Source organism: Candidatus Amarobacter glycogenicus, assembly GCF_016704105.1.
In the GTDB taxonomy this organism is placed as follows: domain Bacteria; phylum Chloroflexota; class Dehalococcoidia; order Tepidiformales; family Tepidiformaceae; genus Amarobacter; species Amarobacter glycogenicus.
Genome location: NZ_JADJAT010000001.1, coordinates 540,908 through 559,393 on the forward strand (window position 1 = coordinate 540,908; position 18,486 = coordinate 559,393).

Genomic DNA, 18,486 nt, shown 5'->3' on the forward strand with positions numbered 1-18,486 from the left:
TGGATGAACCGCGCGTTAACGCCGGGAGGCATCGCTCGCCCGGAGACGCGGAATGCTGGTAGCGTTCCGTCGTGATCAACCGAGACCGTATCGTTCGAACATTCCTTGACCTCGTCGCAATCGATTCGCCTTCAGGTGATGAGGACGCCATCGCCGCTGAACTCGAACGACGCCTTCGGGCGCTCGGGCTCGACGCCAGCCAGGACGCCGCAGGCAACGTGCTCGCCAGGCGTGAGGGGCGGGGGGAGCCCATTCTGCTTTCGGCGCATATGGACACCGTTGAGCCCGGCCGGGGTATCAAGCCCGTCTGGGACGGCGACGACATCATCCGGAGCGACGGGACGACCATCCTCGGGGCCGACAACAAGGCGGGCTGCGCGGTCATTCTCGAAGTGATCCAGTCGGCCATCGAAGACGGCGCCGAGACCCGGACCATCGAAGTCGCGATCAGCCGCGGGGAGGAAGTCGGTCTACTGGGGGCCACGAAGATGGACTATTCCCGGATCACGGCCAGGGTAGCGATCGTGATCGATAGCGGCGGGCCACCTTCCAGCATCCAGGGCCAGGCTCCCTACCACAGCACGTACGACATCGAGGTCCACGGGAGAAGCGCGCACGCGGGGCTCGAACCGGAGAAGGGCGTGCCGGCCATCTCGATCGCGGCGGAGATCATCGTCGGGTTGCCCCAGGGCCGGTTCGATGCCGAGACGACGGGGAATGTCGGTAAGGTGCAGGGCGGTCTCGTCCGCAATGCTGTCCCAGACTACGCGCTCATCCAGGGCGAGATGCGGAGCATGGTCGAAGAGAAGCTCGAGACGCTGATGACCAACGCGAAGAAACATGTCGACGAGGTCGCGGGCGCCCACCCGGATGCGCGCATCGATGCGAAGTTCGGCCAGGCCTACCCCGGCTACTCGCTCACGCCAGACGACCCGGCGGTGAAGCTGCTCTTCCCTGTGCTCGAACGGCTCGGATACAGACCGGATCCTCACCCGGTTGGGGGTGGGACCGACGGCAACGTCTTCCGAGGGCACGGTATCGCAAGCGTCGTCATTGGCCGCGGTGGTTACAACCAGCACACCAGGGACGAATACCTGGTCATTCCGGAGATGCTGCAATGCGCAGCGGTCGTCGAGGGGTGCGTCCGGCTCTGAGCGCCGGCCGGGCCAGACCCGGACTCGTGGGCCTGTGGGCCACCGTCGCGGGCGCTACTTCGCCGCGACGGCTATCGACGACCCTGTCTCTATCCCGATCCCGTCGAGCATGGAGTGGATCTTGCGGGCGGTCTGGATGATGCGTCCGGCCTCGTGTTGAACGGCCTGCTTGCCATCGCAGAGGGCTTCGGCCGGGTTGTTGTGGATATCGAATTCGACACCCTGGGCGCCGGCCGCGACAAACGCGTAGGTCATGCGTTCCACGAGTTTCCGGTCGCCACCGCTATGACTCGGGTCGGCAAGAAGTGGAAGGTGCGACCGCATGCGGACCAGCGGGATCATGCCGGCGTCGGCGCCGAAACGGGTCTCGGATTCGAAGCTCTTGATGCCGCGGTAGCAAAGGATCACGTTCCGGTTGCCGGACCCGGTGACGCGGCCCTCGCGGTCGATGCCGGACATGATGTAGGCGGCGGCGCAGAGCCACTCATTCAGGTCGTTGCCGAAACCGTGCTTGAGAACGACCGGCGTGTCTATGCGAGAGAGTTCCTCGAGCAGGGGCGAGTACTGCGCACTCCGGGCGCCGACCTGGATGACATCGATCCCCGCATTCAGGAACGCATCAAGGTGGCGGAGGTCGATGAGTTCGGAAACCGTGGGGAGCCCCGTCGCCTGCTTCATCGCCGCGGCGATCTCGAGGCCCTTTTGAAGTTCGAGACCGCGGTAGTCGTAGGGGCTCGTACGGGACTTGTCGACGAATGCGCGGAGCACGTCGACGCCCGTTTCCTTCGCCATCATGGCGGATTCGATGGACTGCTTTTCGGATTCGATCGCGCAGGGGCCGCCAAAGAAAGTGAGGTTCCCGCCACCGACGTTGACGCGGCCACCGATGGTGACGATCGAGTCGTCCTTGTGAAAGTTGCGACTCGCGTCCTTGTACTTCTCGGTTATGCGGATGACGCGGTCGACGCCAGGGAGCTCAGTGATCCGGCCATCATCGATGACAGAAGCGATTCCTTTGACGCCGATGACCGTGGTCCCGGAAACAATGGTCTCGCACCGGAGGCCGTAGTCACTGGTGATCCGGTTGATGACGCGCTCGACTTGTTCGATAGAGGCCCCGGGGGCCATGTGAATAATCATGAAGCTGGCTCGCGATGGTTATGTTGGGAGAGCCAGTGTGCAACGCCTCGGAGTTAGAGGCGAAGCAGGGCAAAGAAGTCGGGCGGCCCGAATCGGGCCGCCCGAGAGATGCGAACTACCTCAGCCGTCTAGGCCCGTCGGCGCGAAACACCGAACGCGAGCGTGACCACCGAGGCCAGCACCAGGGCGACGCCGGCGGCGTAGGTAAACCCGTTACCGCCCCCGGGTATCAGGCTATCGCCCGCCGATGGCGCTCCAGGGACGAGCGTTGTGGCCGGTATCTGAGCGCGGACGACACCACCCGGATTCGCTTTTGAGTGGACGTTCACGTAGAGCTCACCCTTCGCCATGGCGTCGGTGAACGCCTTCCAGTTGCCCGCGTGGGGCCCGCTGAGGTTCGCCACCTTGATGTCGCCAGTTGGATGGATCGCGCCAACTCCTGGGTCGACCGGGCCGTAGAGGAACGCGACAACCGGGCCGTTCGCCCCCTTCGCACCGGCATGGATGTGGGCCATCGTGATCTCGGGCGCGACGGCGCTGAGGTCGAACTCGAGGTTGCCATCGGTGAGCGTGCCGCTGAAGTAACCGATGGCATTGGCGGTGACGGCGGGGACTTCTTCGCCGGGGGTGAGGGTGACCTGCTTGATGGTGGCCGAACGGCCAGCCTGGGCATTCGTCGTGGGCGCGGCTGCAAGCAACATCGCAAGCCCCGTAGCCGCCATGAGGACGACCAGGGCGAGAACTCTCAGGCCCCGACTGGTTGAAATCAGAAACATCCGAACCTCCTCCAATTCGCGGGGGCATCCGCCCGGCAAGCGCATATTGGAAATTCGTGAGAAAGGTACGGGAAAGACAGGTCCTAGAAGAGCGCGCCCGAGAGCCGCCGCTGGTAGTCCTTCGTCACTTCCGAATCCAGTCCGAGGATGTCGAAGATCGCGAGCATCGCCTTTCGGGCAGCGCCGTCCGCGAACGTCCGATCGATCCGGACGGATTCGACCAGTTCGTCGAGGGCATCCTCGTACTGCTCCCGTGCGGCCAGCATCACACCCCAGCGATACCGATCCCGCGGGTTACGGGGGTTTGCCGCGGCGGCGCTCTCCAGATCTTCGCCCGCGTGCTTCTCGGCGAAGCCGTTCAGGAAGATGCGGTGCTTCAAGATCTTCGCCCGGCGGTCGGTCGGGGCGCGGTCGAGGAGGTCTTCCGCGGCGGCCGTTTCGCCCTTTCCGGCGAGGATGGCGGCCAGGCCGACGAGCGCATCGGGCTGCGATGGTTGCTTCGCGAGGATGGCACGGTAACCCGCCTCGGCCGCATCGACGTTGCCCGCCCGCAGGTGGTCGTCAGCGTCCTGTGTCACGCGGATGGCCGGCGCGCCGACGACCTTTTCGAAGAACGCACGGACCTGGGGTTCCGGATAGGCGCCGGTGAACTCAGCGATCACCTTGCCGTCCTTGAACGCCTTCACGGCGGGGATCCCCTGGATGCGGAAGAGCGCGGCGACCTTCGGGTTCTCGTCGGTGTTCAGCTTCGCGAGGACCACCTTGCCATGGTTCTCCTCGGCGACTTTCTCGATGATCGGCCCGAGCACACGGCACGGCCCGCACCATGGCGCCCAGAAGTCAACGACAACGGGGACGGTTTTCGACTTTTCCTGGACCTCGATGGCGAAGTTGCCATCGGTTACTTCAACGTAGGTGTGGGGCAACATGCAGCGGCTCCGGCTAAGGGTCAGGTGATCCGATCGTAGCGAACCGGCGCGGGAGTGTCAGGCGTCACCCCTGGCGCTTGGTCGCCAGCCTCTGTTCGAACCGGGGCCGGTCGACGACGAAGCGCTGGTGTGTCCCGTTGCCGACTTCATCGATGCCATCGGTGGCGGTCCAGGTGAAATCGAGCTTGCGGCCCTCGACGCCAGCGAGGGTGACCGTGGCGGTGACGGTGAGCCCCTCGGGCGTGGCGGCGGTGTGATTGATGACGATCTGGGCGCCGACGGTCATCTGGTCCGCGTTCAAGTGCGCGCCAACCCACTCGGCGGCGGTCTTTTCGACGAGGGCGCCGAGCGCGGGTGTGCTGAAGACGTCGGGCGTGCCCGCGACGATCTTGCTGGCGAAGTGTTCGGGCGCGGCGGTGACAGAGCGCGACGCGGTCGCTCCAGGTTTGAGGTCTTCGAGTGCCATGGGTCCCTCCGTTGAGGAGCGAATGATAGAGAGGTTCAGCGGGCCTGTAAGCCGGATTCTGTCCACCCCGAAGGGCTGTGTGACCATTTCTCTCGACGCCGCATCGCTGCGGCGCTCTAGCAGCCAACCCGGGAGTACGAACGGGGCGGGCAGCCCTTCTCCCCTATTTGGCCTTGCTCCGGGTGGGGTTTTCACGGCCGTACTGTTGCCAGGACGCCGGTGCGCTCTTACCGCACCATTTCAACCTTACCCATCCGAAGACAGGCGGTATGTTTCTGTTGCACTTTCCGTCGGCTCACGCCGCCCAGGCGTTACCTGGCACCCTGCCCGCAGGAGTCCGGACTTTCCTCTGAGGAGCACGCTCCCCAGCGGTCACCCGGCCCACTGAACCTGACCATTGTTGATTGGCGATCGGCGATTGTCGATTCGAGGGCATAAGTCGAGTCCGGGGTGGGATTGTTTCCGCTGCGGCCGAAGCCACAACGGTCACTCCGCGCGAAGAAGCTGGCTGAACCTGATCTCCGTCACACGACTCTCCACGTGAACATGCCCAATTTGCGCACTAGCGCTACGCCATCCCGCCCCAGTTCTTACCCTGTTTCAAGTCCACCTTCAGGGGGACGTTCATCTCCAGGCCGGCGGGCATGATGCGGGTTGCCAGTTCGCGGATGGCGTCCACCTCATCGGCGGGGCATTCGAAAATGAGTTCGTCGTGGACCTGGAGGATCATCCGGCTGCGAAGTTCGCGCTCGCGCAGTTCGGCGTCCACCCCGATCATCGCGACCTTGATGATGTCGGCGGCGGTGCCCTGGATGGGCATGTTGATGGCTTCGCGTTCCGCGGCGGAGCGCACCTGGAAGTTCGTGCTGCGGATGGCGGGGAGGTAGCGGCGGCGGCCGAACAGCGTCTCGGCGTAACCCTTCTCGCGCGTGGAGGAGAGCGTCTGCTGTTGCCAGAGAGCGATGCCGGGGAAGTTCCGGTAGTAGGTGGTGATGAACGCCTCGGCCTCTTCACGAGTCATGCCGGTGCGGCTCGCCAGCCCGAACTCGCCCATGCCGTAGGCAATGCCGAAGTTCACCATCTTGGCCGTATCACGCATCTGCCGGGTGACATCTCCCGGGGTCACACCGTAGACCGTGGCGGCCGTCGCACGGTGGATGTCCTGGTCGGCGAGGAAGGCGGAGACGAGCCCCTCATCCTTCGTGACATGGGCGAGCACGCGGAGCTCGATCTGGGAGTAGTCGCCGGCGACGAACCACGGGTCGTCGTATGTCGAAGCAACGAAGGCGCGGCGAATGTCGCGGCCGGTATCGGTGCGGACGGGGATGTTCTGGAGATTGGGGTTGGTACTGCTGAGGCGCCCCGTGGCCGCCACGGTCTGTTGGAAGTCCGTATGAATGCGCCCGTCAGCGGCGACGGTAGCCGGGAGCGCATCGGTGTAAGTGGACTTGAGCTTGGTCAGCTCCCGGTAGCTGAAGATGAGGTCAATAATCGGCGCAACGGAGCGGAGACTCTCGAGCGAGCGCTGGTCGGTGCTGTAGCCCTGCGTCGTCTTGCGCGTCTTGGGAAGGCCGAGCTCTCCGAAGAGGATGTCGCTCAGTTGCTTCGGGCTGCCGATGTTGAACTCGTGCCCGACGATGGCGTAGATCTCTCGCTCTGCCCTCTCAGCATCAGTAGCCAGCGTGCGGGAGATGTCGCGCAGGACGCTCACATCGACAGCGATGCCCGCCTGCTCCATGCGATAAAGCACGGGCATGAGCGGCATTTCCATGTCGTTGAAGAGAGGCCACTGGCCGCGTTCGTTCAGCTGGGCCTCGAGTGGCGGGCGGACGCGGAGCAGCGTCTCGGACTGCTGGCAGGCGTGGCGTGCGACCTGCTCAGGATCGGCTTGCGAGAGCAGGATGGCGTTCCGGCCGCTGCCCGTGAGCGATGCCACCGTCACCAGCTCGACGCCGAGCCGTTCGTTGACGAGGGCGCCAAGCGTCGACGAGGTCTCCCCGAGGAGGAAGGCCGCGATGGCGATGTCGAACTCGTAGCCGGCGAGTGACATCCCGTTCGCTTCGAGCTGGTGCATGAGGTACTTGGTGTTGTAGGCGGTCTTCTTCAGCGCAGGATCGGCGAGAAGCGGCCCGAGCGTGGCACGCACACTCGCCATGGGGACCTGTTCCAGGGACGCATCGAGCCGGGGGGCGTGACCGACCGGTACATACCAGGCTTTGCCCGGTTCCGTGGCGAAGGAGAGACCGAGCAACAGGGGATGGGCCGTGTCGCCAGTCGACGAGACGGTGGCAACGCCGAAGTGCCCGGCGTTCCGGAGGTTGACCGCAAGCTCGGCAAGGCCGGCATCGGTGCCGACGGTGACGTAGTCGGTTTCGGCTTCGACGAGCTCCTGGGCCGGTTTCGAACCGAGCACTTCATCAAGCCGCTGGGCGAGCATCCGGAATTCCAGCTCGCGGAAGAGTGCCATTACCTTCTCGCGGTCGAAGTCCTTTACGCGGCACTTATCGAGGTCGAAGTCGATGGGCAGATCGGTGTGGATGGTGACCAGGTCCAGGTTGCGGAAGGCGATTTCACGGCCGTCGACGAGCTTCTGCTTGAGCGCGCCCTTCGTCAGTTCGATGTTTTCGTAGATCTGGGGGACTCCGCCGAACTGGCGGATGAGGTCGGTGGCCGTCTTTTCGCCGATGCCCTTGATGCCCTCGACGTTGTCGCTCGTGTCTCCCTTGAGTGCCTTGTAGTCGATCATGTGCTTCGGGCTGAAACCGTAGCGTTCGGCGGCACGAGCTTCGTTGTAGTCGACGGTATCGCGCTGGTAAGGCCGGAACATGAAGAGGTTGATGTTGGGGCCGATGAGCTGCACGAGGTCTGTATCGAGGGTCGCGATGTAGGTCTCCATGCCGTTCGCAGCAACCTGTTTCGCGATGGTCCCAGCGACATCGTCGGCCTCGTAGCCGGGCATCTCGAAAACCGGAATGCCGAAGGCGTCCAGCATCTCGCGGACGCGCTTCATCTGGACGATGAGCTCCGACGGCGTCTCGCGCCTGGTTGCCTTGTAGGCGGCACTCGCCTCGTGGCGGAAAGTCGGCCCGTGCGCGTCCCAGGCGGCGCAGATGTGGGTGGGCTTCAAGAGATCGAGCACGCGGATGAGGGTTTCGGCGTAACCGTGCGTGGCGAAAGTGAGTTCGCCTTTCGAAGTCATGAGCGGGTTATCGGAGTTCGCCATCGCGAAGAAGGCGCGGTAGAGGATGCCATGCGAGTCGAGCACGACGAGGCGGGGTTTCGAGGTGGATGGAGACGGCACCGTGGGATTATAGGCGGGCGGAGGACTGAATCTGTGCTCGGGTGCGAGGAGGTGGCGGTGTTCTGAGGGCGGTGACGTTAGCGGGTGACAGCCGGCGGCGCGGCCGCAGCCTGCCGCCACTCTTCGCGCTGGTTCTTGTTCGCTCCGACGGAAGTGGCCGGGAACCACTGGAATTGCAGGTATCCGGCGTAGTAGTTGGAAATGAAGCCCAGGTGGGCGGTGTCGGATGTCTCGATGATCATCACGTTCGGCGGGTTGTCGGGCGAGCCGCCGGCCGGCGCGAAGGACCCGAGGATGGAGCAGCCCGCAGGCAGCTTCAAGGGAAGATCGACGACGATCTGGGCGAACTTCGGATCGAGTGTTGTGTCGCCCTGGCGGGCGCGCGTTTCGTTCGCTTCACGATAGGTTGCGGTGGGCCGGTAGTACCCAAGATAGACGGACATTGACCAAGACCTCGATTCTGGCGCCCTCAGAACACCTCATCGCCAGGTCGCGGGTCACCCCGTGGCCATCGGAGAGGCTACCACTACTGTCAATGCGAATCCGTGATTTGGGCGAAATCTTCACACTGTGAGGCGGCGATTTGACCGGCAATGCGGCGGGCCAGCCTTCAGTCCACGACCTGGGTACCGGCCATGGCGTCCCAGGGTGAACGCCCGTCGCCCATGAGGATGAGAAAAGCGAGGGGGACGGCGATGCATCCCAGGACCGCGACCATCGCCGCCAGGGGGAACACGATGCAGAAACAAACTTGCAGGGCTGCCCAGCGGCCTATCGCCTGGACGAGCGTGAGACGTTCGTGTTCCAGGGTGGTGACGCGGAGGCCGATGAACTTCTTGCCCGGGGTCGCCTGCCAGGCCGAAGCCGGGAAGGCGATGTGATAGATGGCGCCGATGGCAACGAAGGGGACGATGCGGACCCAGTCGAAGGTGACGGTCCCATCGCTGTTGAGGGTTGCGGCCTCGCGGCCGACGACGAACGAGAGCGCGAAGGCGATGGCGCCGAGAATCAGCGCGTCGATGAGGCCAGCCAGTATGCGCTGGACACGAGAGGCGCCGTAGAAGCCAACTTCGGCGCCGCGCGGATCATCGAAGGCGATCCAGTGGGGTACCCCGGCGGGAATCGCCTGGAGACGGTCGGCGGCCGCCACCCGGCGGCGCACGATCTCCCCGCAGGAAAGGCACACGCGCGCCTCGTCACGGATGGAAGAACCACATTCGCCGCATTCCATACATTGCGCTCCTACAGTGAGAATCGACGGGCGATTGCGGTTGGAGAGAGCGTTCGCGCACGGGGCCGCCACCGGAGGACCAGGATCCGGCGAACACGGCTTCGACGAGCAAGCTTCCATTCGCCGGGCGTCCGAGGGGCGGAGTGACGCGTAGACTTGTCGAAGCAACACGCTGACTGAGAGAGCCACGACATGAACTTCCACCTCGACGCCGATCAGACCGCCTTCCAACAGGAAGTGGTCGACTTCATCGAGCAGGGGCTTCCCGACGGATGGGACAGCGAGCACGAGTCGTTCGCAGAGGCGCTGAGGATCGAGCGCCAGATCATGACACGGCTGGCGGCGAAGCACTGGCTCGCCCTGCCCTGGCCGAAGGAATTCGGCGGGCTTGGGGCTTCGCCGATGCAACAACTGATTTTCAACGAGCAGATGGCCTACCACGGCGTCCCCGGGACGATGAACATGGGCGTTGCGTGGGTAGGCCCGGTCGTGATGCTTTACGGGCGCGATGACCAGAAGGCGCAGTACCTCTCGCGCATTGCCGACGGGAGCGACCTCTGGTGCACGCTCTACAGTGAACCTGGCGCAGGGAGCGACCTGGCGGCCATGCAGACACGAGCGGTCCGCGATGGCGATGACTACATCATCAACGGCCAGAAGATCTGGACGTCGTTCGGGCACTACGCCGACTGGGGTTGGCTGGCAGTCCGCACCGACCCGGACGTGCCGAAGCACAAGGGCCTCTCGACCTTCGCAATCAAGATGGACACTCCCGGAATCACCATTCGACCGCTGGTGAACATGGCCGGCACGCACGAGTTCAACGAGATCTTCTTCGAAGATGTGCGTGTCCCGGCTGCCAACCTGGTGGGCGAAGAGAACCGGGGCTGGTACAACGTCGCGGTCGGTCTCGACTTCGAACGCTCGTCAATCGGTGCGACCTCCAACTCGCGGCGGATGGTCGATGACCTCGTGACCTACCTGCGCACGGAGAAGCCGCGAATTGACAACGCGGTCAAGCACCGGCTGGTGGATGAGGCGATCGGCGTCGCGCTGCTGAGGAACATGGCGTACTACATCGCGTCACGGCAGGAGAAGACCGGGATCGCGCCAACGCGGGAAGCGCAGATGGCGAAGCTGTTCGGGGCGGAGCTTCAGCAGCGGATCGCGGCGACGGCGCTGCAAGTGTTCGGGATGGAGGGGCAGGCGCACCGGCCGGTTTCCAGGGCGGCGTCCTATCGCTACGGGCTGCTGCGGAGCGTCGCGAACACGATCGAGGGCGGCACGAGCGAGATCCAGCGCTCGGTGATCGCCACACGCGGTCTCGGACTGCCGCGCGAGTGAAATCACGAATCTCCGGGCGTGCGCGGCCGGGAGGCAGACGGGCCTGTATGAGGGCAGACCCTTGCATACGTTTGTGAAGAAACCGACAGAAACGCGTTAGACACCCTCAAGACACCGTGAACACCTGCCGTTTCCTAAGGTGTAACCCTTCTGGAGGGACTTCACATGGCAGACACGACGCATACACCGGACGGCAACCCGGCCAACGACCCGGTCCCGTTCGACGACCGCACCCGCCGCGTGATGGAACTCCGCAAGCAGGTCCGGGAGGGCACGTATCAGCCCGACCCTGCCGAGGTAGCGCGCGCCATCCTTCGCGAATGGATCGCGAACGGCGATGCCCTCGGCACGAATGTTGCGGTCCCCGTGGTCGAGACCGCTCCGCAACGCCATGCGGCGGCGGGGCGTTTCCTCGTCGCGAGTGGGGAGGCAAACGCAGAGCCGGACGAGGCGCGTTCGGCCTGAACTGCTGCTAGAGATGCGCGGCGAGGAACTCGCGTGTGGCGTCGGTGCCTTCCGGCGGGACTTCCGCGTGCAGGCCCGGATAGACGTGCATCCGCTTATCGGCTGAACCGAGCAGGCCGAAAAGCTCGAACGCACCGTCCCGGTCGAACCGCTCGTCATCCCACTGAACGACGAACAACGTGGGCACGGTGACGCGCGGCGCATCGACCCGGTGGCGTTCGCCAAAGCGGCCACGAATCGCGCTCCTGCCAGCGAAGCCACAAAGCCCGAGGACGGCCGCCTTCACTCGTGGTTCTGCGGCCACGAACGGCAGTCCGAGCATCGTCCCCATCGAGAGTCCCCAGTAACCGACGCGAGAGCCGTCGATCCCTGGCTGCACCACCAGCGCGTCGAGGGTCGCACTCCAGTCGGCGACCATGCGGTCGAAGGTCTCGGGCTTCTTCCACAGCGCGATGTAGTCCGGGTGTCCTGCCGGATCTTCGCTGACGACAATTGGTCCGCGTTCGCCGTGATCGATCGCATCGATGGCAGCGACGGCGAAGCCGTGGCGCCTCACAAAGCGGCGCGCCAGGGCGAGGCCATTTGGGTTTCGCTTCTCGCTCTGTCCGCCGTGTCCGATGAGCACGAGCGGCACGGGGCCGGAAGCGTGCTCGGGCATCCAGAGAATGCCGGGCAACCGGTCCCCTTCGCGGGTGACGACAAATGGCCGTTCCGAGACGCCCATGGCGACCTGCGCGCCTGCTGACCAGTGCATGAGGGCCTCCGATTCGCGTGGTGTGGAAGGAGTCTAAGCCACGGGCAATTCCTATGTTTCCCGAGTTGTTACCCGCGGATTGCCCTGTTGGTGGTCAACCGGGATCGACCTGTCCGTATACTCGAACTGATGCAGATTGCCGTGATTGGCGCAGGCGCGGCTGGTCTAACGGCGGCGTACCGGCTCGTGCAGGCCGGCCACCGCGTGGTGGTGTATGAAGCACAGCCGTACGTCGGCGGGCGGACGCACAGTGCGCAGTTCGCACCGGGGCACTATCTCGATACTGGAGCAGGCTGGCTGACGAGCGCCTACACGCGCACGTTGCGGCTGTTCGAAGAACTCGGCGAGACCGGGCGGCTCCAGCCGATGAAAGCATCCGCGCCGTCAGAACTGATGATCGATGGCAAGTCGTTCATTGGCGCGGGTCTGCCTCGGACTCCGGCGGGCGAACACCTCATCCCGGGAGAGGAACGCGAGCGCCTCCGGAACTGGCTGCACTGGCTCGAAGGGTACCCCCCGCTCGGGTTTCGCACGTTCAATGACAACGAAACAGCCAGCCAACACATGATGCCGGTGAGCCCGGCGGCCGAGCGGTTTCTCTTCGCGCCGATGTTCGAGGGCCTGTTTGCACCGCTCTCGGAGCAATCGGCGGAGTTCCTGCGTTCGTGGATCGCTGCCTCGCGCGCGCGGTATTTCCAGGTCCGCGATGGAATGGACGCGCCATGGCAACGCATCGCCATGCACGTCGATGTCCGGCTGAACGCGCGCGTCGAGATGATTCGACAGGGCGGCTCCAGGCTGGAGGTGGTGGCCAACAGCGTCGGCGCGGCGGTCGACGGAGTCGTGGTTGCCGTGCCTCCGCCGCAAGGTGCGGCGTTCGTCACGCGGGCGATCGAACCGCGATGGGTCGCGCAGCTCAACTACGAGCACGTCGAGTATTCCGGGCAGTGCCGCCTCTACCTGGCGATGCCCGGCGACGCGCCCGTGCGGATTCACCGGCGGCCCCTGCCGATGGGGCGAATCGCTAGCGTCGAATGGCAGTCCGGGAGCGACGGGGCGTGGGGGGCTTGCCCGCCAGGATGGCAGTGGGTGCTGGTGTGCGCGAACGAGGCATACAACAACGACCTCATCGACCTGCCGGACTTCGAGGCGATTGAACGGCTCTGGGCGGACGCTGCCGCAATCGTGCCGGAACTGCCGCCGCTGCGAGCCTGGAAAGTGCGGCACCTGGTGAAGTGGCGCCACGCCGTGCCGACCATGGCTCCGGGGCACTTCACGCGGATGGCCGCGTACACGCGGCGGCCCCCGGTCGTGTTCGCCGGGGACTGGACGCACCAGGCGTGCATCGAAGGCGCGGTCCGCTCAGGCGAAGCAGCAGCCGAAGCGTTCGGGCCGGGCTAGGCGCAATGACGCCACACGGGATCCGGATTGTCGTGTTCGACCTCGGGGGCGTGCTGGTCCGGATCGCCCAGAGCTGGGCCGAGGCGCATGCGGCCGCGGGCCTCGCGAATCACGCGATCCTGGACGACGCCGACTTCGCGGAGCAGCTCGCGAACCTCACGCGCGCGTACGACGCCGGCGAGCTCTCACCGGACCAGTTCGAAGAGCGGGTCGCCGCCTCCTCTGGCGGCGCCTACACCCCTGGCGAGGTTGCGCGTGTGCACCATGCCATCTCCATGGACGAGTACCCGGGGGTAGGAGCGATCGTCGACACCATCCAGGCAGCCGGCGTCAGCACAGGCGTCCTCTCCAACACGAACCCCGCGCACTGGCCGCGGCTCATCGGACAGGGGTCGGACAGCCCGGAGTATCCGACTGTGGCGCGGCTCCAGCACGCGCATGCGAGCCACCTGCTCGGTGTCGCGAAGCCCGATCCCCGCATTTTCACCGCCTTCGGCAATGCCACTGGCTTCCCGCCTTCGTCCATCCTCTTCTTCGATGACCGGACGGAGAACGTCCTCGGCGCCGGTCGTGCCGGCTGGCACGCTCGGCAGATCGACCACGCGGGTGACACTGCTTCTCAGCTATTGCGGCACCTCGGCAGCTTCGGCATCACAACACGGTGACCGCCGAGCTCAGCTCGCGTCTCGGCCGCCGACACGGGAGCGGCGCAGGCGGCGGACCGCGCATTTCGTACACGCGTGTCGCACGGCGAGCCGGTTCGGGCTAGAATCGGCCCGCAACAATTCGGAGGAACGTGCATGCGATTCCAGGACACACCTGAACTCGCCGAGTGGCGAGGCACCGTCCGCAAGTTCGTGGACGACAACTGGCGCCTCGCGGGCGTCAGGGACGAAGACGAGGGCATGGAAGGCCCACGCGACGAGAATCGCGCCAAGAAGTGGCTCGACAAGCTCGGTGCAAACGGCTGGCTTGCGCCGGCGTGGCCGCGGAAGTACGGAGGCGCCGACATGTCGGTGCTCGAACAGTTCGTACTGAGCCAGGAACTTCACGAAGCAGGCGCGCCGACGAGCCGCCAGATGCTGAACCTCGTTGGGCCGACGATCATGCTCCACGGGACAGAGGAGCAGAAGGCGGAGCACCTTCCCCCCATGCTGCGGGGCGAAGTCGCCTGGTGCCAGGGCTTCAGCGAGCCGGGTTCGGGCTCGGACCTCGCGAGCCTCCAGACCCGGGCCGTCCGCGACGGCGACGAGTACGTGGTGAATGGCCAGAAGATCTGGACGTCCGGCGCACACCGGGCCAACTGGATGTTCGTACTTACGCGGACCGACCCAAACGCGCCGAAGCACCGGGGGATTAGCTATCTCTTGCTCGACATGAAGGCGCCGGGAGTCACCGTCCGCCCGCTGATCAACATGGCCAACGGCCACGTTTTCAACGAGGTCTTCTTCGAAGACGTGCGGGTGCCTGTGCGGAACCGCATCGGCGAGGAAAACCGGGGCTGGTACGTGGGCACCACGACGCTCGACTTCGAGCGATCGAACATCGCCCGTGCGATCACCGCGCGCAAGAATGTCGAGCGGCTGGTGAGCTACGCTCAGGCGCGGACGGCGGCTGGCTCGGCCGTCAGGCAGACCTTCCGGAACGAGATCGCGGACCGTGCTATCGAGACCTCGATCTGCCAGTTGCTTTCGTTCGTTGTCATCTCCATCCAGGCCAAGGGCGGCGTGCCGAACATGGAAGCGTCGATGTGCAAGATGTACGGCTCGGAGCTTTCGCAGCGAATTGCGGGGACGAAGATGCACCTCGCCGGCATGTACGGCCAGGAACGGAAGGCGAGCGGCCTCCAGGATGCGCACAGCATTAACGCGGCGCAGGAGTACATGCAGACAGTCCCGGCCACCATCGCCGCCGGTACGAGCGAAATCCAGCGGAACATCATCGCCACCCGCGGGCTCGGTCTGCCTCGCGGTTAACCTGCTCAGCAGAGCTCGAACCCGGACGCCCGGCCCAGTGCCGGGCGTTTCCATTCCGGAGGACTACCTTGACCAGCTTCGACGACCTCTTCGAGTACAACGCCTGGGCGAACCGCGAGATCCTCGCAGTCACGGACCTGCTCACCGGGGCGGAATTGGCGGCGCCGATGGATGACCTTGGCGGCTCCGCACTTCAACTGCTCGATCACACGGCACAGGTAGAAGCGGCGTTTCTCGCGGTGATGACGGCCCGGGCGCGTCCCCCGCGGGAAGAGCGCCCGTACGCGAAGGTCCGCTCACTGCTGGAAGCCAACGCGGACGGTTATCGCGCCGCCCTTCCAGCCCTAATTGGCCGATTGGGGGAGACATTCGAGCTGGAGTGGTTTGACCGGAGGTTCACCGTGGAGCAAGGGCTGATGCAGGTAGTGACCCACTCCGTGCAGCACCGGGCGGGCGTCGCCGCCGGAATCGCCAGGGCGGGACGCGAAGCTCCCGGCCTCGATTACATCATGTGGCTGGCGCGGTTCCGGTAGCGGCTCATCCGCCCCCGAGCGCCGGGACAATGGCGATCTCGACGCCGGGCGCGAGTGTGTCATGGAGTGCGAGCCGGTACACCTCGCCGTTGATGGCGAAGGCCAGGTCCGGCCGGAGCCGACCGTCTTCGACGACGCGTTCGTAGAAACCGGGGCAGTGCCGATCCAGTCCACGCAGGACTTCGCCGACCGTCGCGCCGGAGACTTCGAGCTTCGAAGCCCCGGCGCAGAAGTCGCGCAGAGCGGCGGGGATGATGACGTTGGCCACTAGGCCAGCCCGTTCAGCTCCTCCACGACGCGGCGAGGAGAGATCGGCAAGTCGGTAAAACGGTGTCCCGTCGCATCGGCGATGGCGTTGGCGATGGCTCCCAGCGGTGGGACTATCGGCACTTCGCCGACACCCCGGACACCATACGGGTGGCCGGGATTTGGCACTTCGACAAGGACGGTGTCGATCATCGGGACATCGAGAGCTGTCGGCATGCGGTAGTCGAGATAGCTCGAGTTCACCATGCGGCCGCTGTCGTCGAAGAAGTACTCCTCGTTCAGCGCCCAGCCGATGCCCTGGGCTACTGCGCCCTGGATCTGTCCCTCGACGTAGGCCGGGTGGATGGCCGTGCCGACATCCTGGGTCGCGGTGTAGCGGAGAATCGTGACCTTACCGGTATCCGGGTCGACTTCGACATCGACGATGTGCGTGGCAAATGCGCCGCCGGCGCCACGGGCGAGGAGCGACGCCTTCCCGGCGATCGGCCCACCAGTCCGGGCGGACTGGCCAGCCATCTCCTTGAAGGTGAGCTCCCTGGTCGAGTCCTTCAGGCTGTGGAGTTTGCCGGATTCGTACACGACCTGGTCTTCCGGAACGCCCCAGAGCTTGGCGGCGCGAGCGATCATCTGGCGGCGGATGTCCATCCCTGCTTCGAAGACTGCCAGGCCACTGGCGAAGGTAGTCCGCGACCCGCCTGTCACGTCGTTATGTCCGATCGAGTCGGTGTCAACGACCGTAGGCCGGATGGTCTCGTAGCCGACGCCGAGTGTCTCGGCGAGTTGCATCGCGAGGGAGGCGCGAGAGCCACCGATGTCGGTGGAGCCTTCGACGAGGTTCAGGGTGCCGTCGTTGTTGACGTTGACCACGACGGAAGACTGCATGCCGCCGTTGAACCAGTACCCGGAGGCGACGCCTCGGCCGCGGTTCGGGCCTTCGATAGGGGACTTCCAGTGGGGGGAGTCGATCGCCGCCTGGAGGGCCTCCTCGGCGCCGATGCGAGGGAACGAGATCCCCGTGACCTGCTTCGTGCCTTCTTTCGAAGCGTTGGCCAGGCGGAACTGAAGCGGATCCTGTCCCTGCTTTTTGCAGAGCTCGTCGATCACACTCTCGATGGCAAAGGCGGCGACGGCAGAGCCCGGTGCGCGATAGGCCGCGACCTTCGGCTTGTTGACGACGACGTCGTACCCGTTGAGTTCGAAAGCCCCGATGTTGTACGGAGCGAGCATCGTCATGGAGCCCGCCCCGACGGGCGAGCCGGGGAACGCTCCTGCTTCGTAACAGAGGGTGGCCTGGACGGCGGTGAGCCGGTCGCCCTTCGCGGCTGCCTTCAGCTTGATGTAGACGCCGCTGGTAGGACCGCTGCCCTCGAACACCTCGGTGCGGCTCATGACGACCTTCACGGGGCGCCCCGACCGCTTGGAGAGCAGTGCGGCCACAGGATCGAGATAGATCGGCAGCTTGCCGCCGAACCCACCACCGATCTCCATCGGCACGACCTTGATGCTCGCGATCGGGTGCTTGAGCGCGTCGGCTGTCAGGTTGCGGACCGCGAACGCCCCCTGCGTGCTCGTCCAGATGGTGAGCGTGTCATCCGAGTTCCAGTTGGCGGTCGAGTTATGCGGCTCGATGTAGCCCTGGTGGACCATCTGCGTCGTGAATTCACGCTCAACGACGGCATCGGCTTCGGCGAAAGCAGCTTCAACGTCGCCCCCGGCGAACTTGTTGTACGTCGCGATGTTGGACGGCTTATCGGAGAGTTCGCCGGTCATCAGCGTCTTCGTGCGCCGTGCCTCGTTCAGGAGCGGGGCGTCTTCGCGCATTGCGTCGCGGACGTTGAGGACGGGAGGGAGGACTTCGTACTGGACCTTGATCTTGGCGAGGGCTTCCTCGGCGACGTGGCCATTCAGCGCAGCGACGGCAGCGATCGCGTGGCCGCGATAGAGCGCCTTTGTGGAAGCGAGGATGTTATCCAGCGCGTCCTTCAGGTTCACGGCCGTCTCGCCGAGGTCCTCCATCTTGTCTTCGGCACTGGGAAAGTCCTTCGCGGTGATGACCGCGAAGACACCCGGATGCTTCTCCGCCTCGCTCGTATCGACCGAGAGGATGCGGGCATGGGCGTGAGGTGAGCGCAAGATCCGCCCGTAGATGAGGCCCGCGGGGTGGACGTCGGCGCCGTACTGGGCCCGTCCTGTGACTTTTTCCACGCCATCGGGCCGGACGGGGCGCGTGCCGATCACCTTGTATTCGGGGCGTTCGATTGTGGTCATTTGTTCGCCTCCTGCATTTCTGTGGCCGCGCGCTGCACTGCGCGGATGATCTTGTCGTAGCCGGTACAGCGGCAAAGGTTCCCGGATAGCCAGAAGCGGATCCGGTGTTCATCGGGATTCGGTTCGGCATCGAGCAACGCCTTGGCCGACATGATGAGACCGGGAGTGCAGATGCCGCACTGCAAGGCTGCTTCATCGAGGAATGCCTGCTGGAGCGGGTGAAGGGCATCGCCGTGGGCGAGGCTTTCGATGGTGTCGACGGTCCGGCCCTGGGTCTCTACGGCGAGTACGCAGCAGGAGTTCACGACGCGCCCATCGAGGTGGACGGCGCAGGCACCGCAGTTGCCGTTGTTGCATCCTTCCTTTGCTCCGGTGAGGCCGAGTTCGTCGCGCAGGACCTCAAGGAGACTCTGGCGGGGCTCGCAGAGGAAATCGGTTTCGATGCCGTTGAGGGTTGTGGTCACGTGGCTTCGGGCCATGG

General features: G+C 65.0%; 18 protein-coding genes and 1 other RNA gene. 7 read left to right on the top strand and 12 right to left on the bottom strand.

The genetic code is table 11. The features are described from left to right. Window positions 1-71: 71 nt before the first annotated feature. Entirely contained in the window at window positions 72-1,154 is a 1,083-nt protein-coding gene (locus IPG14_RS02795) for a M20/M25/M40 family metallo-hydrolase (RefSeq protein WP_343390827.1), read from the top strand. Window positions 1,155-1,208: 54 nt separating this feature from the next. On the opposite strand, the gene IPG14_RS02800 is transcribed toward IPG14_RS02795, so the two are convergent. From IPG14_RS02800 to IPG14_RS02835, 8 genes are all read right to left on the bottom strand, one after another. Then, window positions 1,209-2,282 carry a 3-deoxy-7-phosphoheptulonate synthase gene (locus IPG14_RS02800; RefSeq protein WP_343384996.1) on the bottom strand — a complete coding sequence of 358 codons (1,074 nt, stop codon included), beginning with the start codon at window positions 2,280-2,282 and terminating at the stop codon, window positions 1,209-1,211. Window positions 2,283-2,422: 140 nt separating this feature from the next. Then, window positions 2,423-3,070 (bottom strand): CHRD domain-containing protein, encoded by a 648-nt coding sequence (locus tag IPG14_RS02805; protein ID WP_343388014.1) that lies wholly within the window; start codon window positions 3,068-3,070, stop codon window positions 2,423-2,425. Between the two features lie 83 nt (window positions 3,071-3,153). Further along, window positions 3,154-3,999 (bottom strand): thioredoxin, encoded by an 846-nt coding sequence (gene trxA / locus IPG14_RS02810; RefSeq protein WP_343388015.1) that lies wholly within the window; start codon window positions 3,997-3,999, stop codon window positions 3,154-3,156. Between the two features lie 64 nt (window positions 4,000-4,063). Further along, on the bottom strand, window positions 4,064-4,465 hold the full coding sequence (locus IPG14_RS02815; RefSeq protein ID WP_343390828.1) for a thioesterase family protein: 402 nt from the start codon (window positions 4,463-4,465) through the stop codon (window positions 4,064-4,066). 31 nt (window positions 4,466-4,496) lie between these two features. Further along, window positions 4,497-4,853, bottom strand: an RNA gene (gene rnpB, locus IPG14_RS02820) — RNase P RNA component class A. Between the two features lie 180 nt (window positions 4,854-5,033). Next, window positions 5,034-7,766 (bottom strand): DNA polymerase I, encoded by a 2,733-nt coding sequence (gene polA / locus IPG14_RS02825; protein ID WP_343390829.1) that lies wholly within the window; start codon window positions 7,764-7,766, stop codon window positions 5,034-5,036. A gap of 77 nt (window positions 7,767-7,843) precedes the next feature. Next, window positions 7,844-8,209 (bottom strand): hypothetical protein, encoded by a 366-nt coding sequence (locus IPG14_RS02830; protein WP_343385001.1) that lies wholly within the window; start codon window positions 8,207-8,209, stop codon window positions 7,844-7,846. 167 nt (window positions 8,210-8,376) lie between these two features. Further along, window positions 8,377-8,997, bottom strand: a complete 621-nt coding sequence (locus tag IPG14_RS02835) for an RDD family protein (RefSeq protein ID WP_343390830.1) — start codon at window positions 8,995-8,997, stop codon at window positions 8,377-8,379. A 192-nt stretch (window positions 8,998-9,189) separates the two neighbouring features. Between IPG14_RS02835 and IPG14_RS02840 the strand changes: the two genes are divergently transcribed. Further along, window positions 9,190-10,341, top strand: coding sequence for an acyl-CoA dehydrogenase family protein (locus IPG14_RS02840; RefSeq protein ID WP_343385003.1), 1,152 nt, complete (start codon window positions 9,190-9,192; stop codon window positions 10,339-10,341). Between the two features lie 165 nt (window positions 10,342-10,506). Beyond that, window positions 10,507-10,806: a flagellar biosynthesis anti-sigma factor FlgM gene (locus tag IPG14_RS02845; RefSeq protein WP_343388020.1), complete on the top strand. Its 300-nt coding sequence runs from the start codon at window positions 10,507-10,509 to the stop codon at window positions 10,804-10,806. Window positions 10,807-10,813: 7 nt separating this feature from the next. Here IPG14_RS02845 and IPG14_RS02850 read toward each other — a convergent pair whose 3' ends face one another. Next, a complete protein-coding gene (locus tag IPG14_RS02850; protein WP_343390831.1) occupies window positions 10,814-11,560 on the bottom strand; it encodes a dienelactone hydrolase family protein in 747 nt (248 codons plus the stop codon). Between the two features lie 129 nt (window positions 11,561-11,689). Between IPG14_RS02850 and IPG14_RS02855 the strand changes: the two genes are divergently transcribed. From IPG14_RS02855 to IPG14_RS02870, 4 genes are all read left to right on the top strand, one after another. Then, entirely contained in the window at window positions 11,690-12,961 is a 1,272-nt protein-coding gene (locus IPG14_RS02855; RefSeq protein WP_343390832.1) for an FAD-dependent oxidoreductase, read from the top strand. 5 nt (window positions 12,962-12,966) lie between these two features. Beyond that, window positions 12,967-13,626 (top strand): HAD family phosphatase, encoded by a 660-nt coding sequence (locus IPG14_RS02860; RefSeq protein WP_343388022.1) that lies wholly within the window; start codon window positions 12,967-12,969, stop codon window positions 13,624-13,626. 135 nt (window positions 13,627-13,761) lie between these two features. Beyond that, a complete protein-coding gene (locus IPG14_RS02865) occupies window positions 13,762-14,937 on the top strand; it encodes an acyl-CoA dehydrogenase family protein (RefSeq protein WP_343385008.1) in 1,176 nt (391 codons plus the stop codon). Between the two features lie 68 nt (window positions 14,938-15,005). Beyond that, window positions 15,006-15,470, top strand: a complete 465-nt coding sequence (locus IPG14_RS02870) for a DinB family protein (protein WP_343390833.1) — start codon at window positions 15,006-15,008, stop codon at window positions 15,468-15,470. 4 nt (window positions 15,471-15,474) lie between these two features. Here the strand turns inward: IPG14_RS02870 and IPG14_RS02875 are convergent, their stop codons facing one another. Genes IPG14_RS02875 through IPG14_RS02885 form a run of 3 tightly spaced genes read right to left on the bottom strand, consistent with a single transcriptional unit; the run spans window position 15,475 to window position 18,484 of the window. Further along, window positions 15,475-15,738, bottom strand: a complete 264-nt coding sequence (locus IPG14_RS02875) for a MoaD/ThiS family protein (RefSeq protein ID WP_343385010.1) — start codon at window positions 15,736-15,738, stop codon at window positions 15,475-15,477. After that, on the bottom strand, window positions 15,738-18,005 hold the full coding sequence (locus IPG14_RS02880; protein ID WP_343390834.1) for a xanthine dehydrogenase family protein molybdopterin-binding subunit: 2,268 nt from the start codon (window positions 18,003-18,005) through the stop codon (window positions 15,738-15,740). Before IPG14_RS02880 ends, IPG14_RS02875 begins: the two co-directional genes overlap by 1 nt. Further along, window positions 18,002-18,484: a (2Fe-2S)-binding protein gene (locus IPG14_RS02885; RefSeq protein WP_343385012.1), complete on the bottom strand. Its 483-nt coding sequence runs from the start codon at window positions 18,482-18,484 to the stop codon at window positions 18,002-18,004. Before IPG14_RS02885 ends, IPG14_RS02880 begins: the two co-directional genes overlap by 4 nt. Window positions 18,485-18,486: the final 2 nt, after the last annotated feature.